We start from the raw sequence: 25,686 nt of genomic DNA, 5'->3' as shown, positions 1-25,686 counted from the left end.
ACATTAAAAAGAAATAAATAAGAAAATGGAATTTAAGTCATTAAAAAATATCGAAACAAGTTTTCGGCAAATAAGGCTTTTCAGTATTGTGTTTCTTTGTTTGTGTGCAATTGTCACAGGGTACTCCGTATGGAGTGCCTACGGCTTTGCCGAGAAGCAAAGGGAGAAAATTTATGTACTGGATGAAGGAAAATCATTGATGCTGGCTCTTTCGCAAGACCTCTCGCAAAACCGTCCGGTTGAAGCCCGTGAACACGTCAAACGTTTTCACGAATTGTTCTTTACGCTATCTCCCGACAAACGGGCGATAGAAAGCAACATTCAGCGGGCGATGGTACTCTGTGATAAGACCGCCTTCAATTATTACAAGGACATGGCAGAAAAAGGATATTATAATCGCATAATATCCGGAAACATCATTCAAAATGTGATTGTAGACAGTATCCGGTGTAATTATAATGCGTATCCATACGAGGTTGCTACTTATGCCCGCCAGATAATCATCCGGGAAAGTAACCTGACGGAACGCTCGCTTATTACCACCTGTCGGCTTCTTAACACTTCACGTTCGGATGATAACCCTCACGGTTTCTTTATGGAGAATTTCGAGATAAAAGAGAACAAGGATATCATGACTGTTGACCGCTAATATTTTGGAAGTTATGAAACATATCAAGCATATCTTTAAAGAAATAGGCTACAGCATCAATGATTTTCTTCGCCGGATTTGCGGCAGTCTTTCGGAAGATGCCCGCATAGTTGTCATCCTGTCTATGCTGCTCGTTTTTATCATAGGGAATATCTATTTCACAATCTCTACCATATATAATTGGGGACGGGAGGATGCTCGAAAAGAGATACCCGAAGTCCGGCATATTGACGGTTTGGATATTCCTGATTCCGGTATTCGGAAAGATTCGATGAACCTGATAGACTCTCCAATTCATATCGAGATACAAGAGAACGATAGTACAATCAATAATTATTTAATCAGCAATGAAAAAAGAACAAGAAAAAACAGACCCTGTTAAGGAACAGGAGAAGGAGAAGGAGAAGGAGAAACAGAAGCAACAACTGAAAAAATACGGCTTCTTTGCTCTTATCGGAATCATATTCTTAGGCGCATTGTACCTGATTTTTGCTCCGTCTTCTTCTGACAAAATAAAGGAAGAACAAGGGAACGGCTTTAATACCGAAATCCCCGACCCGAATAATTCGGGACTTATCGGTGATAAGCAAAAAGCCTACGAGCAGGAAGCATTGATGCGTAACAGGAGTGAAAAACGTAAGTCGCTGGAAGATTTTTCTTCCCTTATCGGGGACGATAAGGAGGCAATAAAAGAGAATGTGATTGAAATAACGGAAGAAAGGACAAATAGCAATCCATCTCCGACGAATGATGCGATACGGAATTCGGCTTCTTCTTACCGGAATATCAATAACACACTCAGCAGTTTCTACGAACAGCCCGCTACAGAAGTAGATGAACAGGCACAGCTTGAACTTCAGTGGCGTGTTCAGGAGTTGGAACGGAAACTGGAAGAAGAAACTGCAAAGAAAACTGCTGTCGATGACCAGTTGCTCCTGATGGAAAAATCCTACCAGTTGGCAGCCAAATATATGCCTGCCGGACAAAGCAATCAGGTAACCGAAGAAAAGGATATAATCCTCGAGGCAGGAAATTCTAAGAGCAATTCTTCTAATAACAACAGCCGGAATGATAAAGCCGGAGCTTCCGTAATCCGGCAGGTATCTGAACAGACCGTATCAGCTCTGGCTCAAAACATTCCCAATGCGGAATTTATAGCTAGATTCAACCAACCCCGTAATCTGGGATTCAATACAATGGATGCTGCTATCGAAGTAAATGAAAAGAATACCATATCGGCAGTTATCCACGATGATCAGACACTGATAAGCGGTCAGAGTGTTCGGTTACGGTTAACGGAAGCCATGATAGCCGGAACAACGGTTATCCCGGCTAATTCCCTTTTGACGGGAACGGCATCGCTGCAAGGCGAACGGCTCGGTATTATCATCAACTCTATAGAAATGGGCGGAGCAATCATTCCGGTGGAAATCATTGTCTATGATTCCGATGGACAAAGGGGTATCTTCATTCCCAACTCATTGGAATTGGAGGCGGTCAAAGAGATTGCAGCCAATATGGGAAGCTCGGTCGGTTCCAGTTTTACGATAACCGACGATATGGGAGCGCAGATAACATCCGATTTGACCAAAGGAGCGATACAGGGCGTAAGCCAGTATATGCAGAAGAAAATCCGTCAGGTCAAAGTTCACCTTAAAAGCGGTTATCGGGTACTGCTATTACCGAAACAAAACTAATTATCAAACAATATTTATCCACAAATTAATTCAAAGTAAGAAATGAAAAAGTATTTTTTAATGTTCGCTATCATAGCGACCGGTGTATTATCGGTTAATGCACAAACAGAGTATGAATATGATGAGGTTGTAACCGTCAGTCAGTCGTCCGAAGAGATGCAAGGCGAGTTACAACAAGTATTAAAACCGACATTCGGGGATTATTACGAAGGTCTGACCAAGAAGATAACCTTTGATAGGATGATCCCGCCTTATGGACTCGAAGTTACTTTCGATAAGACGGTGCATATTATCTTCCCCTCGTCAATCCGTTATGTGGACTTGGGTTCATCGAATATCATTGCCGGGAAAGCGGGAAGCTCAGAAAATATTCTTCGTGTGAAAGCTTCCATCAGAGGGTTTGAAGCAGAAACCAACCTTGCCGTAATCACGGACGAGGGAAGTTATTATACCTATAATGTAAAGTATGCCGATGAGCCGGAAAAGCTCAATATTGAGATGCGCGACTTTATGCACGACGGTATTGCTACCAACCGTCCGAACAATTCGTTCGACATCTACCTGAAGGAACTCGGAAGCGAATCGCCTCGTGTTGTGTATCTAATCAATCGTGCCATATATAAGGATAACAAGCGGCACATTAAACACATCGGAGGAAAACGTTTCGGCATCCAGTACACGCTTAAAGGTATCTATTCGCATAATAATCTACTATATCTACATACGCAGCTTAAAAATTCAACCAATGTAGCCTTCGATGTGGATTTTGTACGCATGAAAATAGTCGATAAGAAAGTCTCCAAACGTACCGCCATTCAAGAAACGGTTGTCTATCCGCTTCGCGCCTATAATTTTATGACAACGGTTGGTGCCAACAGGACGGAACGGACAGTCTTTGCTTTGGATAAAATCACTATCCCTTATGACAAACAGCTTATTATCGAGGTCTTTGAAAAGAATGGCGGACGCAACCAGACTTTTACGGTTGAAAATGCAGACCTCATCCGTGCCAGACAAATCAACGAACTAAAAGTACAGTAACGATGAAGCGGATAGTATTATTTATGACTTTGTGCCTTGCCCTCATCGGGCAGGCACACGCCCAGCGTTACTTGCCGGCACAAAAAGGATTGCAGTTTACAGCGAGTGCCGTTGATGGGTTTTATTTGGAGAAAGGCGACAAACAAGCCTTTGCCGGAGGAATTGCTCTTTCTACTTATACTAAGAATGGTAACCGCTGGGTATTCGGAGCGGAGTATCTTCAAAAGTCCTACGGGTACAAAACAGAGTTGATACCGACTTCTCAGTTTACGGCTGAGGGAGGATATTATTATAAATTCCTGTCGGATAGAAGCAAAACGTTCTTCTTCTCTATTGGTGCATCAGCTATGGCGGGATATGAAACGGTTAATTGGGGAGAGTCTCTGCTATTCGATGGCTCTACTATTACAAGTGACGACAACTTCCTATATGGCGGTGCGGTAACTTTTGAAATAGAAACCTATCTATCCGACCGCATTGTCTTATTGCTCAATGTTCGGGAACGGATATTGGGAGGCTCTTCCATCAATATGTTCCACATGCAAATTGGCGGAGGAATCAAGTTCATTCTAAATTAGATATTTAACAAATAAAAATATAAAGAAATGAGAAAGACATTATCATACTTTTTATTTACGCTATTGCTCGCTGCAATAGCGTGTGCCTGTAGCGATGATATTGATATTAAGCAGGATTATGAATTCTCGGTTACTCACTTACCTGTGCCCAAAAAGCTGCAAGTAAATGAGGTTGCCGAAATACGTTGTACATTGCACCGTGAGGGGAAATATGGAAATACCCGGTACTACCTTCGTTACTTCCAATATGATGGAGAGGGTCAGTTGTGGATGGGGAATGGAAAACCATTCTTGCCTAACGATCCATACGAAGTAACGGATAGTTCATTCCGGCTTTATTTTCGCTCCTTATCGGAAGATGCCCATAATATAGAGGTGGTCTTTTTTGATTCGTTCGGGAAAGAGTACCCTCTTTCCTTTACCTTTAATAATGAGCAGGGAGAGGATGAAGATAGCAACGTATGAAAAGCTATATAGATAAAAACCTGCAAGCCGGGGAAACGATTGAGTACAAGGCTCATGTACATTGGTGCATCTTCTTTTCTCCGGTTATCTTGCTGTTGGTTGGTACACACTTTTTCCCTGCTTCCAATGTGTTTGAACATCTTATTGGAATTGTGGCATTACCTCTCGGCATATTTACAATGCTCAGAAGCCTGTACATGAAAATCGGAACACATTACGTGGTAACCAATAAACGGGTAATACTTAAACAGGGTTTGTTAAGCCGTAATGCGATGGAACTGATGCTGACTAAATGCGAAGGTTTGAGCATCAATCAAGGACTTATCGGACGACTATTGGGATTCGGAACAATCCTGCTGACGACGGGCGGAGCAACGAACGTGTTCAGCTACGTTACTGACCCGATAAAGTTCAGGAATGCTATAAATGCACAGTTGTAGTTGAGAACAGGCAGGAAGATGAAAGGTTTTTCTGCCTGTTTTATGTTTTTCTTTAGAAGCCGTACAATTTCCTTATATCTTACATTCTTTAATCAGCCGTTCAATCTCGGTTCGTTGCTCGTCGGAATGGCAATGAGCAAAGCTCTCTAAGACGAGTTGAGTTAACGCCATACCCTGTCGGTGAGGGTTCAGATCCTCATCAGTCAAAAGGAATAGACAACGTACCATTTCACGCGGAAAATCATCACGCTTTCCATCCAGATAATTAATAATCTCTTTAAGCGTATTGTCGTATGTTCCTATAAAATCTGAGTTCTTTTTCAAATCACGAGTAGGGGCACATATTTCCTCCACATACTCCATAAACGTTTCATAGAAACAAAGAATAGCAATCGTCCGGTAATTATCGGAACTAACTTCCTGGTCAGTCATTCCGGTCAACATAAACTCTTCGAGCGAAATACCCACCTCAAATATCTTATCAATCTCAGCATTTAACAACTTCAACTGATCGATGTGTGTATGCTCGATGAACCAAAGAAAAGTGCTGCATTGCTGAATTTGCCTGCGCTTCTCGGCTTGCTGTTCAGGGGGGATTGAGTAAATGAGGTCGTTGGGGTCTTGCTCTTTCATAAATGTATGATTTAGAGAATAAATACAATATCAATTCATTGGAAGGTCTTTCGCTTGTTTTATCAGGAACTGCTCAACAGTCAAGTTTTCTACGTTCGTACCCTTACTTACCAGAGCATAATTGTCGATAAGTTCTTTCAGATATTTAGGCGGGAGATGTAGGTATGCGAATAGATTTTCATGATAACTTAGCCGGAAACCTATCATCACTCCGTCTTCCTCATCTTCGTGGTTGAGCATGAAGACGAAGTAGTTCCCTTCTTTATCAGCTTCAATATTCAAAATAATTTCGGCATCCGAAAGCTTCTGTACCGGAGGGTTATTCTCACCTAATACTTCGTATTCATAATCTATCCAACCAAGTTTGCGGTAGGAGGTAAACAGCTCCCGAAGTTCATCAGTGGTCAGATGGGTTATATCGTAAAATACTTCAGCCATACTTTTATAATATAATCATTGTCAAAGGTAAGAATAAAAAAGGATAGGAGAAATCCTATCCTCAAATGAAAACTCTTAAATCAAGAAAAACGATAGTTTTTCTTTTGGTTTTTTGCTTCTTTTTTGACCGCATCAGGCTCACTGTAAAAAGAAGCCGGGCGGAAAATCCGCCCTGTGGTTATACTTCTATTGGTTCTTTTTGCAACTTCTCAAGTTGTTTCAACATAAACCGATGGTTTTCGCCAACCGTATACCCCGAAGCCATTTTGTAAGGGCTGTCGGAGCATTCAATACATTGTTGTATAGCAGCTTTCATATTTGTTACTTCAATTTTGTTCCCGTCAATGTCTTTTATTGTCGTCATATCCTTTGCTATTTAGAGGTTTGAACTTGTATCGGGGAAACATACCAACTGTCTTGATACTTGTCGCCAATCAGATTAAAAACGCCCGATAATCCGCTATCGTTGGCGTATTTCTTAGCTTCGCTGATTGTGCCAAACTCGCCTAATTTATTGAAGCCGATAAATAGTTTGTATCTATCGCTGTTCTCCTTATGCTTTTTTACTTCTTCCTGTAACATGGCATACATTTTTTGATAATTTGCTTTCTTCTGTTCCAATTTGCCGTAAGCCTTCAATAACTGTTCGTCCGTATCTATATTGAAAAAGAGGTCATTGTGTTTTTTGTAGTTGATATATCGGGCTATGGTTCTTTCTACTTTGGTTATCTGTGCTTTTGCTGCTGAAACCTTTCCCATTATAAAGTCAAAACCTGTCTGTAAGCCTGAACGTTTGTCGTAATAGCAATGATATACATGAACTCTTTTTCTTGGGTACTTACAAACCAACTTAGCCTTACGCCATTCGATAAGCCACCGCCAACGGTCTAACATATCACGAGGGATGTCTATTTTATGTAAGACTTCCCGGCTTTTGTCCTCGTGGCGAATTTCAAAAGTGATATATACCCAATGTTCAATGCCCAGTTCCCGTTCCGCTTTTGCAAGGTCTTTCGCATACTGCATCCAATCGTCCATTCTTTCCTGTGCCATGATTTTAGGTATTAATTGTTATTGGTTTTCTTGGTTAGCCATTCATCCCGACGGGTATGGCATTCTTCCAAAGTCGGTGCAACCGTTGAAAATAATTCCCCGTCTGTGTGCCTGTAATCGTACTGATAGAACGTCTGTTTCGGGCGATGTGCAAAACGAAACGTTGTATAATTCTCTTTTCCTTGTTCGCATACGGAACAACCGTTATGATTGATTGAATTTGTTTTCATTCTATTTATATTCATTTTTAGTTGATATTATGCTGCTATTCTCTTTCTAATAAGTGGAATATGCTTGTTTACAAGTTTGATAATCCTATCGTGATGCTCCGTGTTTTTGTTACATACACCTCTTGATTGAACTACCTTTAATTTGGATAAGGACAGTTCAACGGTTTCAATTCGTTCTCCGTCAATGCAAGCGGAAAGAATAAGACTATCGGGTCTTAGATGGTAATTGTTGGTAAATACGCAATGATGCATCGCATCGCCTTCCTGCATGATTTCGGTAACGCTTTCTAGTACCCGAACTTGGACTACTCCGTCCGTAAACTGGATGCCGAAAAATTTGGATTTTAGTTCTTGGAACAGGGCTTCGTCTTTTAAGGCTTGCTGTTTAGCTTCTTCCTTGCGTTCTCGTTCGATATGCGCTCTTTTCTTCTCTACATACCTGTCATGTTCGGCTTTTAGGTCGGCAGGACAGACGTAATGCGCATTATGCAGGTCTTTACCAAAGAAGCGGAGTAAATCAATGTAATCGCACCACATTGTAACATCATCAATGTTGTAACCGTTTCGGATGCAGATACGGATAGACGACCAATAATCAGCAATACTCCGTGAGGTGTGGTAAGCGAAGAACTGTAATAGTGCTGTTTGCTTCGCTTTCAATAGTGTTTCCGCTTTGTTCTCCGTTACGATATAGCGGAATAGGTCAAACGGTGTAAGTTTATGAAAGTCACCCGTAAATCCGCTCCGCTTGATTTCGGGGATTAGCTTCATACGTGGATAAGTAGCGGTCGGAAGTGCATTGTAAAAGTTCTTGTTCGGACGTATTTCAAGGTTACTGCAAAAGTTCCATGTATCGGTAAAGCAGAATATCGGTCGTAGCTTGGCAATAGTTGTATGCTTGCCGTTGGCATCAATCCAGAGTTGTATTACTTCCGAATGAAAATACCTGGCTTTTTCTCCTGCTTTGGCTTTGTAGTCGATATAGAAGAAACGGAGTACCTGAAATTCTTCGGATGTGGTAACCATGCAGAAGTATTGGTAATCATCAAATACCCGTTTTGTTGTATCGTTGATAATCAGCCTTGTATCGCAATTCGGGCAGGTACAATGTGTTTCGGTTGTCCTATCCGTCCATGTATGACCGCACTCCAAACAAGAGATAACGCCTTTCTTTGTTCTACGCCCGATATGGTCGATACAGTTCTTATAACCCCATTTTACTTGTGCTTTGGTAAGGGGAGATAGTTTTTTACTTAGTTCAAAAACTCGCTTCTGATATTTATTCTTCGGTTTCATAACTTAAAAATCAAATAAAGATGGTTGGGGATTTACTGCTACTTTCTTCGTTTTCTTGACTAGCTGTGTCATCTTCCTGTATGCTTCGTCCTGTGCCTTTTGTATGGCATCTCGCCGAGCCTGTTCCTTTTCTTCTTCAGTCAATTCAACTACATGGTTTACTACTACATGGGTGTTCATCGGCTTGCCTACTTCAATCTCATCTTCATCGTAATAATGCACCGCCATTGAGTAGATTTCATCGTCTGCAAAACCATTACAACCGCTTTTCTGTACCGTATTTAGGATGTAAGTAACACAATCGTCAATGCTCTTTTGTGGGTTTGCATACTTCTCTGCAAACAGTTCATCACTTGCTGCACGTTGTACTAAATAGGTGTGTATCGTTCTCTTGAAAATATCAGTTCCTTTCATGGCTTTGTCTATTTTAGGTTTAATAAGTAGTTTAATTCTGTTCTCTTAGCGGTGGCGAAAATCCACCCAGCTTTCTTACCTCCATTGTAGGATAATTTTGGATTGAAACGCCCTCCCAATGATTTGAGTTGCTCTTTAATCGGTCGTGTATCTCCAAATATGGCTAATGCTTTTTCTGAATAATCCACGATTTCAAATTGTAGGTTGTCCGTTTGTTGTACTACGGCAGGAGGTATTGTTTGCTGTGCCTTGATGCAGATGTTTTCCTCTTGTCCTGCTGTATAGGCATAATCCTCTATGAACCGTTCCCGATTGTAAAGGCTTATTTTTTCGATTATCCAACCGCTGTACTTGCTCTCTCCCAAGTAATAACCATCGCCCATGCTGTACTTCTCACGGTGTTCGTAGCCCTCGTTGTATTCGGATAGATAGGCAGTCCCTTCAAAGTTCCCCGCATACTTGCGCATCTCGGAAAATAAATCCCGTGTATGCTTGGAAAAACCTAATATCACAGTCCGTTGTATAGAAGAAGCGTAATAATCGGTTTGCGAGTCGGACTCGTTTTGTTTCAACCGTCCGACAATCATCGCCTTTGCATCATCGGGAAGTATCTCAGCTAAACGTTTGCGCCCAATGGCTCGGACTTCTTCCCTGCGGATGCGTTCCTGTTCTGCTTCGTATTCTTCCGCTTGCTTTTGGTCTTTTGCCTCTTGCAAAACTATAGCCACTTCGGTGCTGTCCATAAACTGAGGGTTCTCGCTATCGTAATAGTAGCCGATACCATACTTCTCTTTAAGCGGTCGGATAATATCTGTCGTAAAAAACTCCTTCGTCCGTAGGTTAATCAGCTTGTATGCCAATCCCCAATCATTCTTACGGATTTCATACACTACATATCGGTCGTAATGGTATCCTTCCATTTGGATAACTTGATTTACCTCTACTACTTGTTTATCTCTGTTGATTTCACGGTTTGCACCTAATAAAAATACTTTGTTCATGATGGTAAGTTTTAGAATATGAATACTACGATTAATGAAGCGATAAGCAGGAAAAGGAATATAGAAATAAGAATGCCTATCAGACGGAATACACACTTAATCAGTAAGCGGACAAACAGATACACAACAGCCATAGCAACGAACGACCATGCAGCAGCACTAACTTTCGTCAGTAACCAGACACACACTACCGTACATACTAACCTAAGCACCAATTTTATGTTAATTCCCGAGGCGAGGTTGTTCTTTTGTTTCGTTCTATCGTTTCTCTTTTCCATGACTTTTTTTTTCATGCGGCATCCGTCAGATCGGCTGTTTTTTGTTTCGTATTGGCGACAAAAGGTCAGAGAGGTGATGAAGACAAATTTTTTGCACTAAATACGCTCGCCGCTTGCGGAAAGAGGAAGATTTCGGGCAAAACCCGTAAGGGCTCCGAATTTGGCGTATCGCATCTCTGGGATACCTTTGCCAATCGAACAGAAAACAGTCGATTAGGATGTCATCAATAATGAGGAATGGGAAAGGGAAACGATTTTAAAACTTTAGATTTCTTGTATCGAGAAGTTTCATATAAGAAGTTCTGTTATTATATTACAACGCAAAAGAGCATCTTTTTTATTGGATTCCAGAAAAATAGTATTTTTGTATTTGACAAAATAGATTAGTTATGCAGACTATAAATGTAGCACTAAATAAATTAATACCGATTGCCGATGAACTGGTTTCTATAGAGGTAGACTTATACAGCTCACCTATAGCTGCTGGTTTCCCTTCGGAAGCCTATAACTATATTGAGCAGGGGATAGACTTTAATAAGCTACTTATAAAAAGCAAAGAAACAACATTTTGTCTTGTGGCCGGAGGCGATAGTCTTAGTGGAGATGGTATATTTCCTGGCGATTTATTAGTAGTTGATAAATTAGTCGAACCATATGAAAAATCAATTCTGATATTTTCGATCGATGGTGAGTTCACAATGAAACGATTGGAATATAGAAAAGATCATATAGCTCTTCTGTCGTCCAACCCAAAATATGATCCAATCATTGTAAAAGATGGCGAAGAACTAAAACGCTGGGGAGTTGTTCGCTATGTTATAAAATCATTTTGATATGTACGCTCTTTGTGATGGAAACAATTTTTTCGTGTCTTGCGAACGAGTTTTCGACTCTTCGCTTGAAGGGAAACCGGTTATTGTTCTTTCAAACAATGATGGGTGTGCCATAGCAAGAAGTAATGAAGCAAAAGCGTTAGGCATTAAGATGGCTGCAAATTTCTTTGAGATCGAAGATATTATCAGAAAACATAATGTACAGGTTTTTTCGACAAATTTTGTTTTATACGCGGACATGTCTATGCGATTGAAGGGATTATTATCACGTTATTGCCCAGAGGTTGAAGATTATTCTATTGACGAAGCATTTCTTAACTTTACAGGTTTTGATAACAATAACCTACGCAAACATTGTCTTGAAATGGCTTATGCTGTCAGACAAGGTATTGGCATTCCTGTAAGTGTTGGTGTTGCATCAACAAAGACATTAGCCAAAATAGCAAATCGCTTTGCCAAAAAATATCCGGGATATAAAAGTGTTTGTGTTATTGATACCGATGAAAAAAGAATAAAAGCTCTTCAAAAGACAGAAGTGGGAGATGTTTGGGGTATTGGCTACAGGCATACAAAACGACTGCAAGAGAAAGGGATTAATACGGCGTATGATTTTAGCATGCTTTCTCGTGATTGGGTAAGAAAACATATGACTGTGGTTGGAGAACGAACTTGGCGTGAATTGCAGGGCGAAGCTTGTATAAAAATGGATACTGTACAGCCAGATAAGCAAAGTATTATGGTCTCTCGCTCTTTTGGTAAAATGATAGATAATTGTGAAATAATACGAGAGGCTGTATCAACTTATGCTTGCATGGCAGCATCCAAATTGCGTAAGCAAAAATCTTGTGCAAAATCAGTTCTTGTATTTCTTGATACTAATCCTTATCGTGAAGACCTGCCTCAATATAGCCAACATATAATTATGAATATGCCTGTTGCCACTTCTTCGAGCATGGAGATTATAAACTATGTATCAGAAGGACTGAATAAGATATATCGAGATGGTTATAAATACAAAAAAGCCGGAGTGATGCTTATGGATATTTGTGATGAAAAAGCTATACAAGCTCACATATGGGATACAATTGACAGAGAGAAACATAAACGCCTGATGGAGGTTTTGGACAAAACTAATGAACGATATGGTCGGAATACATTAAAACTGGCTGTATTGGGTGATGGCGAACAGTGGAAGATAAAACAGGAACGACTTTCTCCGTGCTACACTACTCGGAAAGAGGATTTCCCAAAAGTGAAGTAAGTATGTGTTTTTACAATAGCATGAGTAAGCGCGCCTTGGATTTAGCAAAACGTTATGGAAGAAAGACGGATATTGTTGAGATATACAAGGAGATTATGGAGGAAAAACGACGAAATGGCGAGCTGGTTGAAGATGCCACAGAGAACACCTATCGGATAACCGCTTTTCCACAAAAGAATAACTTGGGTAATCATATTTACAAAAACTGTTCAATTATTACCGCAGATGTTCAGTTGCAGGTGATGCAATGGGGGATGATTCCCAGTTGGGTTGTAGTTAAAACTGAGACACAAGCAGGAATAAATAAAGCATTAATAGATGCTGATATTTGGCGACAAAGAACCTTTAATGCTCGATGTGAGGATATTTTTGAGAAGCGAACATTTGCAGAACCAATAATACAACGAAGGTGTATAATTCCATCAACAGGTTATTTTGAGTTTCATCATAACCAAGATGGGACCACAACGCCATTTTTTCTTTCTTATGAAGATCGAGATATTATTTCAATGGGTGGAATCTGGAATGTATGGATACATCCTATATCCGGAGAGAGAATATCAACTTACTCCATAATTACCACACCCGCAAATACTCTTGCGAGTGAGATTCATAATAGTGGCTCAAATCCCGGCAGAATGCCTCTAATTATTTACGATTCAGATGTTAAAGGCTGGCTTAATCCCAATCTGTCTAAACCAGATATATTCCGCTTAATGAAACCAGCTAAAGATGAAGGTATGAAAGTAATACAGGTTTCTAAAGATTTTCGAGATCTGAATCCAAAAGATGAAACTATTTTAATAAGTGCATAATATAACTCACCTGTAAAAGAATATTTTAGTATTACTCCAAGGGTTTATATTTGATTTAGAATTTGATATACCACTCAACTGCCAACTCATACCACTTCCAGTTGCAACTATATATACTAATAGGAATTCGTAGTTTCTTTGTTGCAAAATTTAATAATAATCAAGAAATTACGATATGGAAATTGTTGGTTTAGATTCAAAGTTATGCAAAGAGTTGATAAGAAAAATCGACTTTATCACAGATTTTATCGTTAATCAGAAACAATCCGACTCTAAAGAAGATATTGATGAAACATGGGTGGATGGATATGAAGTCTGTACTTTTTTGAGAATAAGTGAACGTACTCTCCAGCGGCTACGTTCTAACGGACAAGTATCCTATTCTATAATATCAGGTAAGAGTTACTATCAAATCAAGGAAATTAAGCGTTTGTTAGAAGACCGTTTGATTAAATCGGGAAGTGATTGTCTTGACGATTTGATAGAGCAACACAAGCAGTATAACGAAGTTCGACGGAAGAATAAACCACAATAGATAAATCAGTGGAATAATAATTTCTGAAAATAGCATTGCTTTTATGTAGGTGTTTATAAATAATAGTGTAATTCAAAAAGCAAGTTTTAGCCAAACGATGACAACCGATTGATAATGTGTGTAAAGCCCTTAGTTTGGCTTTTCCTTTGGATAGCAAAAGCCAACCATAGACAGGTAAGCCAAAGTTCAGTTACTTTTCCACTACCTAATATAAAATTGCAAAATGGCTATAAGTTTATCTTTTGTTCATGTCTTGTTATCGCCAAAGTATTATCGTACCGTTCGAATAACAATTCTGCCAAATTATTCATGGTTTTCTATGAGCAATTGCATATAAACAACATCAAAATCTTGTCCGAATTTATTGCCGATGGCCGGTAATCTTCCACATTCGCGAAATCCGTGTTTCTTATGAAATGCGAGGCTGGCTGCGTTCTGTGACGAAATATTTGCAATGATGTTATCCACGCCTATTTTGGTCGCTCCGATTATCAGTTTATCCAATATCAATTTGCCCAACCCTTTACCAATATGTTCGCGATGGATGAAATACGAAACTTCGGCAGTTCGTTGGAATGTTGATGCTGGGTGGTATGCGTGTAAAAAAGCAAATCCAATCACTTCCTGATTCTCGTCGCAAGCAACCAAAGCCGGATAGTTACGACTCATTTCCTGAAATCTCTTAAAAGTTTCAATTGGCAAAGCCTGATCGAAAAAGCCCGCAAAATCGTTTTCCGTGTAATAGTTGTAAATGCTCATAACACTTGAAGCATCGGTATTCTGCATGTCTCGAATTGTGTATTCCATTTTCATTGTTCCTTACTTAAAATGTTTGAGAAATAATCCACTCTCTGGCTGGAATAATCCAGTCGTCAATAGGCTTATAAAGAAAGCCGTGCCCTAAGTATGTTTCTACTTCTATCTGTTCAAACTTAGAAGTGAAATTTTCTTTTTGCTTCCAATAGCTGTAATCCTTACCGGCTATATTATCCGAAAGATCATATATGCACAGCACTTTACCGTGAAATTTCCAGTCGTTATTATCTTCCTGATAGTCGTTGTTGCCAGCAAGAAAAATGTAATTGATGTCATGAATGTTCATGTCGGAAATATTACATGCTATAATTGCGCCTTTTGAAGCGCCGATAACTGTAATATCGGACGGTTTCACTCCGCTATTCACTAAGCTGTCAATCTCTTCGGAAACCTTAGCAGCATAAACCTTTACATCCGTATCATAATTTCTTATGTCACAGTGTAGAACAGCGTTATCTACTTTTATGGCGGAGGCAATACTATCTATTTCATATTTGCCGAAATCCTCGCTGTACGCCTCTTTCCCCTGCATTTCTATAATCCTTCCGTGCAGATAGTAGATATGCTTTACTGATTGCGTTTTAGAATTACATGCCAGAAATAAAATACTTATTAATATGAGATTTGCTGTTTTTATTATCCTCATCTTATTATCTCGTTTTGTATGATGTTTATATTATTTGTTTTTACCATAATTTCTTGTGTTCTACCCGTAGTCCATCGTCTGTAGAATACTCTTCCAAAGAGTTCGCTTTGCTCTGTATGCAGATATATACCATTTCTTCATCTGATGTATTACATAAACTTCTTATGCCTTTGGGAGCTACTCTTACTACACTTCCTTCTTTTATAGGAAAACAATCATCGTCCACCTGATAATAACCTGAACCTTTTAGAATAATATACGTCTCTTCATCATCGGTATGAATATGAAAATATTCCAGCTCTTTATTGTGGGGAATTGTCGAGATAGAAATTTCTGTGCCCGTGGATTCCGTTGATTTTTTAAGAAATACTTTCCCTGTAACTGTTTTTCCATTTTTTGGATGGATATAGGAATAATTTTGCAAATCACTGAAATTGCCGACATCAACAGCAGTATAGTTCTTATTTTTTGAAATCACCTCTATTTGCTTTTCTGTTTTCATGAGCTGTTTTTGTAGTTTGTAAAATTAGCAAATATTTGAGAAACAGGCTCTATACTCCCTTAAAACTGTGAATTACTGTAGTATTTATTACTTCTTCCCAAAACACCGCTAAAGATCGGAGTTTGCCTGATTGAAATATGAATAAACAAATTATAAACGAAAAAACAGCATGAAATTTCTTTCTTATTTCATTTAAACTCCGACGGATTTATCCCCTCGTGTTTTTTAAAGAACTTAGACAAATGGCTGACGTCCGTAAATCCGAACTCATCAGCTATCTGTTTAAGTTTTATTTCTTTTGTCCGCAACCTCTGTTTAATCAGTTGCAACAATAGCTTTTCCAAATACTCACGGTAAGTCGTTCCGAAATTACGTTTGAAATAGGTGCTGAAATAAGCCGGGGATATATTGAAATGTTCCGCAATAGACTTTATGCCGATTAGTTCCCGGTTATAAACATTCTCCTGAATATAGGCCGCAATGTGGGCATTGGTAGGCGTTTGTTTCTTTACCTCAATGCTTCTGGCTTCCAGATATTCCTTTATCATGCCGAAAATGGAAAGTATCTGGTAGTGAATAATGGAAGAGCGGGCAACGTCTATCGTTGAATTATAAAGGATAATATTTTCAAATGTATTCTTCAGAATAGTTTGGCAAGGCTCTTTGACCGATATTTTATCCTGCTTCAACCATTGTATCTGCATAATAGCCGTAGGTGTGATTACGTGGGAAGTATTTCGGGCAGAAGGGCTGTGAAATTCAAAATAACCCGGAGTAGACTTAATATAAGTAAAGCGGGTTGTGATATGCACGGTAAAATAGTGGCGGTCGCCGGGAGCAAGCAGGAATAAGTCGCCTTTTTCGTATGGCACTGTTATTTCGTTGAAGAAATGAACTCCACTACCGTAATGAATGTAAATAACCTCAAAATGATCCTGTGCATGTAATTCGCAGGAGTATTCTTCCTCAATTACATCTACGATTTTCAACGGTTCAAATTGACTACATCTTCTCATAACGCAAATATACAAAATAATATAAGATTTATACAAGTAATCTGATTTCCCTGTGTCGTATCTTTGCAGGCAGTTAAAGCTTTAATTTATGTGTAACACAATGAGAATGAAAATCTTTTTTCCAATAATCGCCATAGCGATATTTATGACATCTTGTATGAATAACAGTAATAAAGAAAAGAAAGAAGAAATCAGTCGGCAAACTGAAAATGTTGCAGCCTCTAAAGATTGGCAATCGCAGTATGACCGCATAGAAGCGTCCGATTTGCCTGATAATGTATTTGACTTGATTGGCAAACAGTGGATGCTGGTAACAGCAGGTAATAACGATTCGTATAACACGATGACTGCCAGTTGGGGTGGTTTTTCGTATGTGTGGGAAAGACCTGCTACTATCGCTTACATACGCGACAGTCGTTATACCTACGGATTTCTACAACGGGAAGAAAGTTTCACCCTCAGCTTTTTTACCGAACAATACCGAGGCGCATTGCGTATTTGCGGAACAAAATCGGGTCGCGATACGGATAAGGTAAAAGAAGCAGGACTGACACCCATAGAAACTCCTTCGGGATTAATGAGCTTTGGTGAAGCTCGGATGATAATAGAATGTAAGAAGATATTAGTTCAGGAACTCGACTACGCCAACCTGACAGAACCATATAAAGCAATCATCATGGACGAATCATATAACAACGAACCAGCCAAACATCAGTTGTTTATCTCCGAAATAACCAATATATGGCTGAAAAAATAAAGCTGGAAAGGAAGCCAGGTATTAAGTTTCGGAAGTATTGCAGAAGTATTCACTCCCACCTGTCGTTTTTCTTTGTGGGAGTGATTCTTGTTTATGCCGTATCGGGCATCACGATGAACCACTTAAAAGATTTCAATCCGCAGTATATGATTTCGGTAGAGAATTATACGGCAAAGGGAAACTATCCGCATACACACAATTTCACCGAAACACAAATCAAAGAGATGCTTGAAAAAGTAGGCGAGCAAGATAACTATACCAAACATTTCTACCCGAACAGCTCGACAATGAAAGTCTTCCTGAAAAGCGGTTCATCCTTTACGCTGAATACCCAAACAGGAGAGGCTAATTATGAAGGGCTGAAAAAGCGTCCGGTATTTCATCAGCTCTCTTTTCTACATTATAATCCGGGCAAATGGTGGACTTATTTCTCAGATGTTTTCGCTGTCTGCCTGATTCTGATATGCCTGACCGGGCTATTTATGAACAAAGGGAAAAGGGGATTAATTGGTATAGGCGGGATAGAAATGTTTATTGGGATCGCTATCCCCATACTATTCCTGTTATTTCTATAAATTGTATCTTAATTGCTGCTATAATTGTAATATTATGATCCTTGACTATACTCGCTAATATGCTTGTGATCTCACAAATTATACTTATTTTTGCAGCATTACAAATTTAGAAATATCATTCACATGTAATTAATATCTAAGTTAATAGAGGCGTTGCCGGCAATACTTTCGCGTGAGGCCGTTGACAACAACTTCATTCTGTACGAAACCCAATCGTGTACAATTAAAGCTTAGATATTATGTAATCCATTTCATTTTTAAGACCACTTTTTGTTCAATGAGTTTAGCTTATTGAACTCTACTTGTTTATTCCTCAAAATCAGTAATATCCTCAAAAATAAATCATAATATGAATCATAGAAATTCCAACATTAGAAATCAGGAAGGCTCGGGAATGCTTCCTAATTTGCCTCCGGGTTCTATTCTTATGAAAATTCGTGATTATCTGGAAGAATCCAATATCCCTACATTTCGTTTTCAGCAACTTGTAAACTCTTTACAGCATGGGCGGGAAAAATTTGAAGAGATCAACGAGTTGCCCAAAACATTGCGGGAGCAACTGTCGGAATACTTCGGGCAAACTCCGCTTCCCCTGAAAATTGTAAAAGAACAATCCGCAGAACAAGTCAGAAAGATACTCTTTGAAACCCGATCAGGTGCTCAAATAGAAACAGTTATGTCGCAATATCGGGCGGGGTGGACATCCATGTGCGTATCCTCTCAATCGGGATGCGGATTAGGTTGCTCCTTTTGCGCTACGGGAACTATCGGCTTGGTTAGAAATCTGACCGAAGATGAAATATGCGGCCAGATCTTTCATCCGCATTGGCAAGCGCTACCCGACAGCATCGCATTTATGGGTATGGGCGAAGCCCTTATGAATCCTCATTTCTTCAGTTCATTGCAAGTTCTTACCGCTGCCGGTTATGGCGGAATATCTTCCCGCAGGATAACGGTTTCGACCGTCGGCGTTGCTCCTAAATTGGAACAACTGGTAAAAGAATACCCGCAGGTTAATATTACCCTGTCGGTACATTCTCCCTTTTCCGAACAACGGACGGAGATTATTCCGTTGGAAAAGCGCTATCCATTGACCGAAAATTTATCTATCCTTGACCGATATACCAATACCGTTCGGCGAAAAGTTTATCTGGCATATCTGTTAATCAAGAATGTAAACGACAGCAACGAACACTTGAATGCACTGGTAAAGATGATTAAGTCTTGTTCAAGACCGAAACTTTTTCATGTGAGCGTAATCCCGTACAATGATTCTTTCAAAATGGATTCCTCTTACCAGGCTCCCGCAATGGAACACGTTTTGAAATTTGTTTCTCAACTGAAACAGCATGGAGTTCATGCAACCCGCAGACAGCAGTTCGGTGCTTCGATAGATGCGGCATGTGGACAACTTTATGCCAGCAATCTTTCGCAAGATATGGATAAACCGATGGAAAGAAAAAAGACTGTATAGTTCAAATCTAAAGGGGCTTTCATTTCCTAAAGCCCCCTTATGATTATTATCCCTCCTTAGTAGGATTATCCTTTTAGTTCAGCCAAAATAGCTTCGCCGACTGCTTTCGCAGAATACGGGTTCTGCCCTGTTATGATTCGTTGGTCTACGGTAACATGTTCGTTCCACAGATCAGAGTTTTCAAAGGTAACCTATTCTCACAAAGAGTTAAAAATATGTTTTCACCGCAAATTCAAATTGTTCAATGAATACTTCTTTGAAGGCAGAGATGTTATTCTGTTCATAGAAAAGCAACATTGCCTTTTTGAAGTCTACTGAATCTACCGAACGAAAAGATATAGGGCAGTAGTTGTTCGCTACGAGAATAGCATTACTGGTGATACGAGCAGTCCGTTTATTTCCATCAACAAATGCTTGTATATATGAAAGCAAAACCAGTGTCAATAGAGCTTTCTCAAAAATATTCTCTTTACTATTGATTAGATCACAAGTATCAGCGAGTGCTTCACGTATTTGAAACTCATTATCTAAAGGACGATAGTTGGTTCCAGTTATGCCTACACGACGATGGCGAATGTTTCGTTCAACTCCCAACCCCTTGATAAGAAGACTGTGTATGTCTTCTATTTTTTTTACGGATAAAAGCATCAAATAATCCGGATTGTCCAAGATGAAGTCAAAAGCATCTTTATGATTAAGCAACATTATTGCTTCCTCTTTCGTTTTTCCGCTGGCTGTTTGCTTCTCGTTAAGTAAGCGTTCGGTTTCCAGCAGAGAGTATGTGTTTCCTTCTATTTGAGAAGACTTCCAACTTAAATCAACTCCCAATCGTTCCATTTCCTTGCGATATTCGGTAGAAGTCATATCAGAAATATTTTGCCTAAATGTCTCCTGCAGAGAAAATAAGAAGTCGTTCTCTTCAGGAGTAAATAGATTGACTTTGGGAAGAATGTCACGGATTAAATCAAAATTATATCCTGTTTGGATTTGACGTTCATCAATCTCTTTTAGGAAGTAAGTATCTAAATCCAGAGGCATTGTTACGTGAGCCTGTGATGATAGCTTATACCGGGTTGATGGACCTCGACCGGAAACTTCGATGTCCTTCTTTTCAACTGAATTTGCTAATATGCGCTTTATGGTTGCTGCACTTGCTGTTGTCTGAATTCCAGTCATCAATTCCGTTCTGGATGATAACGGGTTAAAATGCAAATACTGTAATATTTCTACTTCAAGAGTCATGATTTGATGTTTTTATCGGCTCAAAGATATACATTTATAGTCAAATATCAGCTCACTCTGAGCCGATATTCATGTAAAATAAATAAAATATGAGCCGATTTTCGCGTAAATGCTTTGTGAAAACAAAAAGAATATCTACATTTGTAAATGTAAATTATGTGCGGTCAAGAGAGGCCAAAGCGGTGACAAGCAGGACTATATTTGTACTCCTAAAGTGTTCACCTTACAGCAAAAGTAAAGATAAAACGTTGATATTGAGGTATGGATTGTAGTACTTAATGAGTCCCGTCCGTTCCGCAAAATGTCGGTGTTATAGACGAAAATGTTATTTAGTATTGATAATCAGCTAATTAGGAGTTAATATCCTAAAGTGTTCACCTTAAGAGAAATCGGAGAGATAACAAGCTGAAACACAGAGGACTAATTCTAAAAATAACGACTTCCGTCCATACCGCGGAAAGCCTAAGTCAATAGGCGCCAAAAAAGAGACAAGTCCTTCATATTCAGTGAATATGAGGGACTTTTTTTATTTATGTTGTCTTAGGAAAAAGCCAAAATAAAGCCAAAAAAAGACATTTAGTGTGTCCCATTTCATACCCCAAACCAAAAAGGGACACAGGGGGTACGAGAAATCAAAGAAAAAGGGGTACGAATTGTCCAAAATTGGCAGTGTGTTGTCGGGAATTGGCAGTCTGCATAAAACTCATTAACAGATAGTTTACTTTAATTTTGTAACATTAAAAAATGAGTTTATGAAAAGTACATTTAAAGTTCTTTTCTTTTTGAAAAGAGACAAGCAAAAATCCGATGGCAGTGTTCCTATCATGTGCCGGATTACAATCGACGGACAAATAAGCCGTTTCAGTACCAAATTAAATGTGCATCCTAAATCATGGGATGTAAAGTCGTCAATGGCTCTGGGCAGAACAAAAGAAGCTGTCGAGATAAATACCTTTCTGGAAACAATTAAAACAGGCTTATACAACGTTTACCATGATTTACTCACCAAAGAGAACAATGTTAATCCTGATCGGGTTAAAAATATCTTTCTTGGTCTTGAAATTAAAAACCAAACCGTACTCGAATTATTCCAACGGCATGTTGATGATATCGCTAAATTGGTTGGTATAAGCAGGGCAAAAGGTACACTTCAAAAATATGACGTAGCCCGTAGGCACATGGCTAATTTTATTAAAGAGTATTATAATGTTGCTGATATTTCTTTGAAAGAGGTAAATCACTCCTTTTTGAGAAATTTTGAAGTGTACCTAATGACAAGCTGCAAATGTAAGGAAAATACTACTGCTAAATTCTTACAGCGATTCCGCACTATTATTCTTTTCGCCAAAAATAACGGTTGGATTCACATTGATCCTTTTGCCAACTATAAAATAAAGTTTAAGAAAGTCGATAGAGGCTATTTAATGCAAGAACAAATAGACGAAATCATGAAGAAACAATTCTCTTCTGAACGTTTGGAGCGAGTAAGAGATATCTTTATTTTTAGCTGTTATACCGGACTTTCCTATATAGACGTAAAAGGATTGGATGAAAGTAATATCCGCATTTCATTTGATAATAATTTGTGGATAATGGGGAAACGTGAAAAGACAGGTACAAGCTACAATATTCCATTACTCGACATTCCAAAGCAAATTATTGAGAAGTATAAAGGGACGATGCCCAATAAGAAAGTTCTCCCTGTTCCAAGCAATCAAAAAGTGAATGAATATCTCAAAGAAATCGGAGCTGTTTGCGGTATTGACAAAGATTTAACATTTCATCTTGCAAGACACACTTTCGCCACTCTTACGCTTACAAAAGGAGTTTCCATTGAAAGTGTATCAAAAATGTTAGGTCATACAAACATAAAAACTACCCAAATTTATGCAAGAATTACCGATGTTAAGGTAAGCAACGATATGGCTTCTTTTGCTGAAAAACTTGAAGAAAGGCGAATCAAATCTAAATCTAATTTAGATAAACTTTTTGAATGCCTTTCATTGCATGAAAAAATGGCTTTATTTAATCTTCCCGGCACTCTGTCTGATGATCCCGAAAGATTAAAGCGTATATCTGTCATGTGGCATAGCCTTTCAGAAGAAGAAAAATTATCTCTCTGGTCTAATACTTTTGAAAATGAAGGCAATCTCACTTTTAAATCGGAAAAAGCCAATACTCAATTAGCTGTTTAACCCACTAATTTTTAATAGTAATGAAAAAAAATGAATATTCAACAGTAATAGCTCTGTTCGACGAGTATAATAAGAATGTATATAAGGTTAAAGCCTTATCTACCTACCTGAAATATGAAGCGGTGAGAAACTATATCGCTGATTACATTAAACAACGATATGGGAAAGTTGATTACTTGCTGTCCGAAATCGACGTCAATTTCATAATAGGTTTTGAAAATTACCTGATGAAGTTTCGCAAATATAACGTAAACACAGCCGCCAAGAAAATAGAATTATTCCGTCGTATTGTAAATATAGCCTGTGAAAAACAGGCTATATCCAACAACCCTTTTAGCCATTACCGGATTAAAAGGCAAGAGGTAGTTCGTGCCTTCCTTTCGGAAAAGGAGTTACAGTCTATTTTGAGCAAAAAGTTTTCGACTAAAAGACTTGAACAAGTAAGGGATGTATTTATCTTTTCCTGTTTTACAGGTCTGAATTATTCAGACTTATCAATGCTAACAACCGAAAATTTTGAAACAGATAAAGACGGTAATCCTATTATCAAAATTATGCGGAGCATGACATATACACCTGTTATAATCCCTTTGCTTTCAGTTCCGCAGAAAATTTTGAATAAGTACAGTCAAAATTTACCGATAGCAAGTAATCAAAAGATGAATGATTATTTGAAAGAGACAGCAGCCGTTTTTGAGAGGGAAAGCAAAAGGGTGTAACGAGAACAAAATCAGTGGATTATAAGTGTGGTTCTTTTTGAAATATTGGGAATAAAAGCATAAAAAAGCAGAGTTGGCAGTCTTTTCAGTTACCAACTCGTTACCTGAGAAGGTTTTTAAATATTATTGCAATGTGCTTTTATTCAGTAGTTTGCGTAAATTTGCATAGTGCCGGATAATTCTAAATAAACTAAATTTGTAACCATTAAAATTAGAGTTATGCAACGAAGTACATTTAAAGTTTTGTTCTATCTCAAGAAGAACAATTTGAAACCGGACGGAACCGCCCCAATCATGGGAAGGATAACGGTAAACAGCAGTATTGCGCAATTTAGCTGTAAGCTAAATATCAAGCCGTCGCTTTGGGATACCGCTGCCAACCGTGCAGCAGGAAAAAGCCTCCAAGCACAGAAAATCAATCAAAAGTTGGATAATATCCGTACGCAAATCGGTAAGCAGTACCAAAGTATTTGCGACAGGGATAATTTTGTTTCAGCCGAGAAAGTCAAAAACGGATATTTAGGTTTTGGAGAAGAGTACCGTAGCCTGTTGTCTGTTGCCGATGAGTTTTATGAGCAATACAGTAAACGTGTAGGCAAAGATCGTACAGAAGGATCATACGAGCAGTTACTTATCAACCGCAAACGGATTGAGAGTTTCCTAAAAGACAAGTATAACCTTTCGGACATACCCCTTCGGGAAATCGAACCGCAATTTATTCAGGACTATTATAGCTACTTGCTTGAAGAACGAAAATTGGCCGGAAGCACTTTACTGACAGCGATTACCAAGCTCAAGCAAATTATGCTAATTGCTCAACGTCGTGGTTTTGTTCGGGTTAATCCTTTTGCCGGATTCCGTTTCAAGGCGAAGACACGTGATAGAGGTTATTTGACAGAGGATGAACTACAACGGTTTATGACAGTAGAGTTAAGGCGATATAAACAACGGCAGATACGGGATATTTTTGTTTTTCAAGCTTTTACTGGTTTAGCCTACTCCGATGTTCGTAAATTGACATTCGACGATATACAAACATCTTTTGATGGCGAACTCTGGTTGATTGCTAAGCGTAAGAAAACAGGTACGACATTTTATGTCAAATTACTTCCGGTAGCCAAACAACTGATAGAACAGTACCGGATCGTAGCAAAGAACCAGTTTATATTCCCGGTGCCAAGCAATGCGGAGAATATGAACCGCACCCTCAGACGAATTGCCAAACAGGCAGGAATCACGAAGTGGATTTCGTCGCATATGGGGCGCCATACGTTCTCGACCACTGTCACATTATCGCAAGGCGTTCCTATTGAGACCGTTAGCCAGATGTTGGGTCATACGAATATCCAAACTACCCAGATATATGCCAAAATCACGAATGAGAAGATCAGTCGGGATATGGCAGCCCTGACGGATAAGATTGGAGATAAATATCAGGTTGAAATAAACAGACCGGCATCGGACTTTAGAAATATTGGAAAGATTGGTAAACGACAAAAAACAATGCTATGAACAAGGAGGAAATAACGGTTGTAGATTTGATAAAAGCTATTGAATCCGGTGAAGGAAAAGAAATCCGTCTGCGGGATTGGCAGGTAGCCCGATTATTTGGAGTTTTTGAACAGGCAGTTCGAGCAAATGTTAAGTCAATTATTCAATTGGGAGTTGTAAAGCCATCCCTCTGTTGCGAAGTTAGGCAAATAGGGAAAATTCTTTTACCTGAAGTTTTTGATTTGGAAATGATTATTGCCTTATCGTTCCGGCTTAACTCGCCGGATGCTTCCAAGTTCAGAATGTGGTTAATGGAAAAAGTTGCCGATAATGTCGATATTAGAGTAACTATATTGCAAATGAACAATTTCCAACTCAATTAACGCCGGAACGTTCATTTCATTACAGGACAAAGATATTTCGCCCGGATTGAACTGTCAAGCCCTTCGCCTTACGGTCGTAAGCGAAAATCTCCACCTTCCCGCATGGTCAGGTAATATTTTCACTTCGAGGCTTGCCCGTTTAATCCTTTGGCCGAAATGGAGAAAGCCCTGCAACGAAACGACCAACCCGACGATGACGCATAGCATCATAAA

General features: G+C 39.1%; 31 protein-coding genes. 18 read left to right on the top strand and 13 right to left on the bottom strand.

Features of this window, described 5'->3' with window-relative positions:
• Positions 1-25: 25 nt before the first annotated feature.
• From traK to M2137_RS08770, 7 genes are all read left to right on the top strand, one after another.
• On the top strand, positions 26-649 hold the full coding sequence (gene traK, locus M2137_RS08800) for a conjugative transposon protein TraK (RefSeq protein WP_280766076.1): 624 nt from the start codon (positions 26-28) through the stop codon (positions 647-649).
• 13 nt (positions 650-662) lie between these two features.
• Positions 663-1,031 carry a TraL conjugative transposon family protein gene (locus M2137_RS08795; RefSeq protein ID WP_280766075.1) on the top strand — a complete coding sequence of 123 codons (369 nt, stop codon included), beginning with the start codon at positions 663-665 and terminating at the stop codon, positions 1,029-1,031.
• Positions 997-2,346, top strand: a complete 1,350-nt coding sequence (gene traM / locus M2137_RS08790) for a conjugative transposon protein TraM (RefSeq protein WP_280766074.1) — start codon at positions 997-999, stop codon at positions 2,344-2,346. The genes M2137_RS08795 and traM overlap by 35 nt, the downstream gene beginning before the upstream one ends.
• Positions 2,347-2,388: 42 nt before the next feature.
• Positions 2,389-3,387, top strand: coding sequence for a conjugative transposon protein TraN (traN, locus tag M2137_RS08785; protein ID WP_280766073.1), 999 nt, complete (start codon positions 2,389-2,391; stop codon positions 3,385-3,387).
• A gap of 2 nt (positions 3,388-3,389) precedes the next feature.
• Positions 3,390-3,965 carry a conjugal transfer protein TraO gene (locus M2137_RS08780; protein ID WP_280766072.1) on the top strand — a complete coding sequence of 192 codons (576 nt, stop codon included), beginning with the start codon at positions 3,390-3,392 and terminating at the stop codon, positions 3,963-3,965.
• Positions 3,966-3,992: 27 nt separating this feature from the next.
• Positions 3,993-4,430, top strand: a complete 438-nt coding sequence (locus M2137_RS08775) for a TraQ conjugal transfer family protein (RefSeq protein ID WP_280766071.1) — start codon at positions 3,993-3,995, stop codon at positions 4,428-4,430.
• Between the two features lie 197 nt (positions 4,431-4,627).
• Positions 4,628-4,870 carry a PH domain-containing protein gene (locus tag M2137_RS08770; RefSeq protein ID WP_280766070.1) on the top strand — a complete coding sequence of 81 codons (243 nt, stop codon included), beginning with the start codon at positions 4,628-4,630 and terminating at the stop codon, positions 4,868-4,870.
• A 72-nt stretch (positions 4,871-4,942) separates the two neighbouring features.
• Here the strand turns inward: M2137_RS08770 and M2137_RS08765 are convergent, their stop codons facing one another.
• The 8 genes from M2137_RS08765 to M2137_RS08730 all read right to left on the bottom strand — a co-directional run bounded on the left by M2137_RS08765 (position 4,943) and on the right by M2137_RS08730 (position 9,935).
• Positions 4,943-5,503 carry a hypothetical protein gene (locus tag M2137_RS08765; protein WP_280766069.1) on the bottom strand — a complete coding sequence of 187 codons (561 nt, stop codon included), beginning with the start codon at positions 5,501-5,503 and terminating at the stop codon, positions 4,943-4,945.
• A gap of 30 nt (positions 5,504-5,533) precedes the next feature.
• The gene (locus M2137_RS08760; RefSeq protein WP_280766068.1) at positions 5,534-5,941 is read right to left on the bottom strand and encodes a hypothetical protein; all 408 of its coding nucleotides are present in this window, start codon (positions 5,939-5,941) and stop codon (positions 5,534-5,536) included.
• A 178-nt stretch (positions 5,942-6,119) separates the two neighbouring features.
• Positions 6,120-6,305, bottom strand: a complete 186-nt coding sequence (locus M2137_RS08755; RefSeq protein ID WP_280766067.1) for an NADH-quinone oxidoreductase subunit F — start codon at positions 6,303-6,305, stop codon at positions 6,120-6,122.
• An 8-nt stretch (positions 6,306-6,313) separates the two neighbouring features.
• Positions 6,314-6,994 carry a hypothetical protein gene (locus tag M2137_RS08750; protein ID WP_280766066.1) on the bottom strand — a complete coding sequence of 227 codons (681 nt, stop codon included), beginning with the start codon at positions 6,992-6,994 and terminating at the stop codon, positions 6,314-6,316.
• A gap of 11 nt (positions 6,995-7,005) precedes the next feature.
• On the bottom strand, positions 7,006-7,224 hold the full coding sequence (locus M2137_RS08745) for a DUF3873 family protein (RefSeq protein WP_280766065.1): 219 nt from the start codon (positions 7,222-7,224) through the stop codon (positions 7,006-7,008).
• A 27-nt stretch (positions 7,225-7,251) separates the two neighbouring features.
• Positions 7,252-8,520 carry a PcfJ domain-containing protein gene (locus M2137_RS08740; RefSeq protein WP_280766064.1) on the bottom strand — a complete coding sequence of 423 codons (1,269 nt, stop codon included), beginning with the start codon at positions 8,518-8,520 and terminating at the stop codon, positions 7,252-7,254.
• Positions 8,521-8,523: 3 nt separating this feature from the next.
• Positions 8,524-8,934, bottom strand: a complete 411-nt coding sequence (locus tag M2137_RS08735) for a PcfK-like family protein (RefSeq protein WP_280766063.1) — start codon at positions 8,932-8,934, stop codon at positions 8,524-8,526.
• An 8-nt stretch (positions 8,935-8,942) separates the two neighbouring features.
• The gene (locus M2137_RS08730; protein WP_280766062.1) at positions 8,943-9,935 is read right to left on the bottom strand and encodes a fusion protein; all 993 of its coding nucleotides are present in this window, start codon (positions 9,933-9,935) and stop codon (positions 8,943-8,945) included.
• 667 nt (positions 9,936-10,602) lie between these two features.
• Between M2137_RS08730 and umuD the strand changes: the two genes are divergently transcribed.
• The 4 genes from umuD (at position 10,603) to M2137_RS08710 (ending at position 13,657) form a co-directional block, all read left to right on the top strand.
• A complete protein-coding gene (gene umuD, locus M2137_RS08725) occupies positions 10,603-11,046 on the top strand; it encodes a translesion error-prone DNA polymerase V autoproteolytic subunit (RefSeq protein WP_280766061.1) in 444 nt (147 codons plus the stop codon).
• A gap of 1 nt (position 11,047) precedes the next feature.
• Entirely contained in the window at positions 11,048-12,307 is a 1,260-nt protein-coding gene (locus tag M2137_RS08720) for a Y-family DNA polymerase (RefSeq protein ID WP_280766060.1), read from the top strand.
• 20 nt (positions 12,308-12,327) lie between these two features.
• Positions 12,328-13,122 carry an SOS response-associated peptidase gene (locus M2137_RS08715; RefSeq protein WP_280766059.1) on the top strand — a complete coding sequence of 265 codons (795 nt, stop codon included), beginning with the start codon at positions 12,328-12,330 and terminating at the stop codon, positions 13,120-13,122.
• Between the two features lie 175 nt (positions 13,123-13,297).
• Positions 13,298-13,657, top strand: coding sequence for a helix-turn-helix domain-containing protein (locus M2137_RS08710; RefSeq protein ID WP_280766058.1), 360 nt, complete (start codon positions 13,298-13,300; stop codon positions 13,655-13,657).
• A 303-nt stretch (positions 13,658-13,960) separates the two neighbouring features.
• On the opposite strand, the gene M2137_RS08705 is transcribed toward M2137_RS08710, so the two are convergent.
• The 4 genes from M2137_RS08705 to M2137_RS08690 form a co-directional block, all read right to left on the bottom strand.
• Positions 13,961-14,464 carry an N-acetyltransferase family protein gene (locus M2137_RS08705; RefSeq protein WP_280766057.1) on the bottom strand — a complete coding sequence of 168 codons (504 nt, stop codon included), beginning with the start codon at positions 14,462-14,464 and terminating at the stop codon, positions 13,961-13,963.
• A gap of 16 nt (positions 14,465-14,480) precedes the next feature.
• Positions 14,481-15,119, bottom strand: coding sequence for a hypothetical protein (locus M2137_RS08700; protein WP_280766056.1), 639 nt, complete (start codon positions 15,117-15,119; stop codon positions 14,481-14,483).
• A gap of 40 nt (positions 15,120-15,159) precedes the next feature.
• A complete protein-coding gene (locus tag M2137_RS08695; protein WP_280766055.1) occupies positions 15,160-15,621 on the bottom strand; it encodes a cupin domain-containing protein in 462 nt (153 codons plus the stop codon).
• A gap of 188 nt (positions 15,622-15,809) precedes the next feature.
• Entirely contained in the window at positions 15,810-16,637 is an 828-nt protein-coding gene (locus tag M2137_RS08690; RefSeq protein ID WP_280766054.1) for an AraC family transcriptional regulator, read from the bottom strand.
• Between the two features lie 157 nt (positions 16,638-16,794).
• Between M2137_RS08690 and M2137_RS08685 the strand changes: the two genes are divergently transcribed.
• The 3 genes from M2137_RS08685 to M2137_RS08675 all read left to right on the top strand — a co-directional run bounded on the left by M2137_RS08685 (position 16,795) and on the right by M2137_RS08675 (position 19,443).
• Positions 16,795-17,394 (top strand): flavin reductase, encoded by a 600-nt coding sequence (locus M2137_RS08685; RefSeq protein WP_280766053.1) that lies wholly within the window; start codon positions 16,795-16,797, stop codon positions 17,392-17,394.
• Positions 17,379-17,969 (top strand): PepSY-associated TM helix domain-containing protein, encoded by a 591-nt coding sequence (locus M2137_RS08680; protein ID WP_280766052.1) that lies wholly within the window; start codon positions 17,379-17,381, stop codon positions 17,967-17,969. Before M2137_RS08685 ends, M2137_RS08680 begins: the two co-directional genes overlap by 16 nt.
• Positions 17,970-18,318: 349 nt before the next feature.
• Positions 18,319-19,443: a radical SAM protein gene (locus M2137_RS08675; protein ID WP_280766051.1), complete on the top strand. Its 1,125-nt coding sequence runs from the start codon at positions 18,319-18,321 to the stop codon at positions 19,441-19,443.
• Between the two features lie 207 nt (positions 19,444-19,650).
• Here the strand turns inward: M2137_RS08675 and M2137_RS08670 are convergent, their stop codons facing one another.
• Entirely contained in the window at positions 19,651-20,685 is a 1,035-nt protein-coding gene (locus M2137_RS08670) for a Fic family protein (RefSeq protein ID WP_280766050.1), read from the bottom strand.
• Between the two features lie 752 nt (positions 20,686-21,437).
• On the opposite strand from M2137_RS08670, the gene M2137_RS08665 reads away from it, so the two are divergent.
• The 4 genes from M2137_RS08665 (at position 21,438) to M2137_RS08650 (ending at position 25,473) form a co-directional block, all read left to right on the top strand.
• Positions 21,438-22,880, top strand: coding sequence for a site-specific integrase (locus tag M2137_RS08665; protein ID WP_129733281.1), 1,443 nt, complete (start codon positions 21,438-21,440; stop codon positions 22,878-22,880).
• Between the two features lie 20 nt (positions 22,881-22,900).
• Complete coding sequence (locus tag M2137_RS08660) at positions 22,901-23,599, top strand: site-specific integrase (RefSeq protein WP_280766049.1); 699 nt, start codon at positions 22,901-22,903, stop codon at positions 23,597-23,599.
• Positions 23,600-23,818: 219 nt separating this feature from the next.
• Positions 23,819-25,111 carry a site-specific integrase gene (locus M2137_RS08655; protein ID WP_280766048.1) on the top strand — a complete coding sequence of 431 codons (1,293 nt, stop codon included), beginning with the start codon at positions 23,819-23,821 and terminating at the stop codon, positions 25,109-25,111.
• Positions 25,108-25,473 carry a protein-tyrosine kinase gene (locus tag M2137_RS08650; protein WP_280766047.1) on the top strand — a complete coding sequence of 122 codons (366 nt, stop codon included), beginning with the start codon at positions 25,108-25,110 and terminating at the stop codon, positions 25,471-25,473. The genes M2137_RS08655 and M2137_RS08650 overlap by 4 nt, the downstream gene beginning before the upstream one ends.
• Positions 25,474-25,686 lie beyond the last annotated feature (213 nt).

The organism is Parabacteroides sp. PFB2-10 (assembly GCF_029893085.1).
Classification (GTDB): Bacteria; Bacteroidota; Bacteroidia; order Bacteroidales; family Tannerellaceae; genus QVMG01.
This window is presented reverse-complemented; position numbering and strand designations above follow the sequence as displayed.

Coding starts and splice junctions, on each gene's coding strand:
- M2137_RS08675 (WP_280766051.1), top strand. CDS start 18,319: ATGAATCATAGAAATTCCAACATTAGAAATCAGGAAGGCTCGGGAATG.
- traM (WP_280766074.1), top strand. CDS start 997: ATGAAAAAAGAACAAGAAAAAACAGACCCTGTTAAGGAACAGGAGAAG.
- M2137_RS08655 (WP_280766048.1), top strand. CDS start 23,819: ATGCAACGAAGTACATTTAAAGTTTTGTTCTATCTCAAGAAGAACAAT.
- M2137_RS08720 (WP_280766060.1), top strand. CDS start 11,048: ATGTACGCTCTTTGTGATGGAAACAATTTTTTCGTGTCTTGCGAACGA.
- M2137_RS08780 (WP_280766072.1), top strand. CDS start 3,390: ATGAAGCGGATAGTATTATTTATGACTTTGTGCCTTGCCCTCATCGGG.
- M2137_RS08750 (WP_280766066.1), bottom strand. CDS start 6,994: ATGGCACAGGAAAGAATGGACGATTGGATGCAGTATGCGAAAGACCTT.
- M2137_RS08715 (WP_280766059.1), top strand. CDS start 12,328: ATGAGTAAGCGCGCCTTGGATTTAGCAAAACGTTATGGAAGAAAGACG.
- M2137_RS08760 (WP_280766068.1), bottom strand. CDS start 5,941: ATGGCTGAAGTATTTTACGATATAACCCATCTGACCACTGATGAACTT.
- M2137_RS08775 (WP_280766071.1), top strand. CDS start 3,993: ATGAGAAAGACATTATCATACTTTTTATTTACGCTATTGCTCGCTGCA.
- umuD (WP_280766061.1), top strand. CDS start 10,603: ATGCAGACTATAAATGTAGCACTAAATAAATTAATACCGATTGCCGAT.
- traK (WP_280766076.1), top strand. CDS start 26: ATGGAATTTAAGTCATTAAAAAATATCGAAACAAGTTTTCGGCAAATA.
- M2137_RS08755 (WP_280766067.1), bottom strand. CDS start 6,305: ATGACGACAATAAAAGACATTGACGGGAACAAAATTGAAGTAACAAAT.
- M2137_RS08700 (WP_280766056.1), bottom strand. CDS start 15,119: ATGAGGATAATAAAAACAGCAAATCTCATATTAATAAGTATTTTATTT.
- M2137_RS08730 (WP_280766062.1), bottom strand. CDS start 9,935: ATGAACAAAGTATTTTTATTAGGTGCAAACCGTGAAATCAACAGAGAT.
- M2137_RS08660 (WP_280766049.1), top strand. CDS start 22,901: ATGAAAAAAAATGAATATTCAACAGTAATAGCTCTGTTCGACGAGTAT.
- M2137_RS08685 (WP_280766053.1), top strand. CDS start 16,795: ATGAATAACAGTAATAAAGAAAAGAAAGAAGAAATCAGTCGGCAAACT.
- M2137_RS08665 (WP_129733281.1), top strand. CDS start 21,438: ATGAAAAGTACATTTAAAGTTCTTTTCTTTTTGAAAAGAGACAAGCAA.
- M2137_RS08670 (WP_280766050.1), bottom strand. CDS start 20,685: ATGACTCTTGAAGTAGAAATATTACAGTATTTGCATTTTAACCCGTTA.
- M2137_RS08710 (WP_280766058.1), top strand. CDS start 13,298: ATGGAAATTGTTGGTTTAGATTCAAAGTTATGCAAAGAGTTGATAAGA.
- M2137_RS08705 (WP_280766057.1), bottom strand. CDS start 14,464: ATGGAATACACAATTCGAGACATGCAGAATACCGATGCTTCAAGTGTT.
- M2137_RS08745 (WP_280766065.1), bottom strand. CDS start 7,224: ATGAAAACAAATTCAATCAATCATAACGGTTGTTCCGTATGCGAACAA.
- M2137_RS08770 (WP_280766070.1), top strand. CDS start 4,628: ATGAAAATCGGAACACATTACGTGGTAACCAATAAACGGGTAATACTT.
- M2137_RS08650 (WP_280766047.1), top strand. CDS start 25,108: ATGAACAAGGAGGAAATAACGGTTGTAGATTTGATAAAAGCTATTGAA.
- M2137_RS08690 (WP_280766054.1), bottom strand. CDS start 16,637: ATGAGAAGATGTAGTCAATTTGAACCGTTGAAAATCGTAGATGTAATT.
- M2137_RS08735 (WP_280766063.1), bottom strand. CDS start 8,934: ATGAAAGGAACTGATATTTTCAAGAGAACGATACACACCTATTTAGTA.
- traN (WP_280766073.1), top strand. CDS start 2,389: ATGAAAAAGTATTTTTTAATGTTCGCTATCATAGCGACCGGTGTATTA.
- M2137_RS08795 (WP_280766075.1), top strand. CDS start 663: ATGAAACATATCAAGCATATCTTTAAAGAAATAGGCTACAGCATCAAT.
- M2137_RS08680 (WP_280766052.1), top strand. CDS start 17,379: ATGGCTGAAAAAATAAAGCTGGAAAGGAAGCCAGGTATTAAGTTTCGG.
- M2137_RS08740 (WP_280766064.1), bottom strand. CDS start 8,520: ATGAAACCGAAGAATAAATATCAGAAGCGAGTTTTTGAACTAAGTAAA.
- M2137_RS08695 (WP_280766055.1), bottom strand. CDS start 15,621: ATGAAAACAGAAAAGCAAATAGAGGTGATTTCAAAAAATAAGAACTAT.
- M2137_RS08765 (WP_280766069.1), bottom strand. CDS start 5,503: ATGAAAGAGCAAGACCCCAACGACCTCATTTACTCAATCCCCCCTGAA.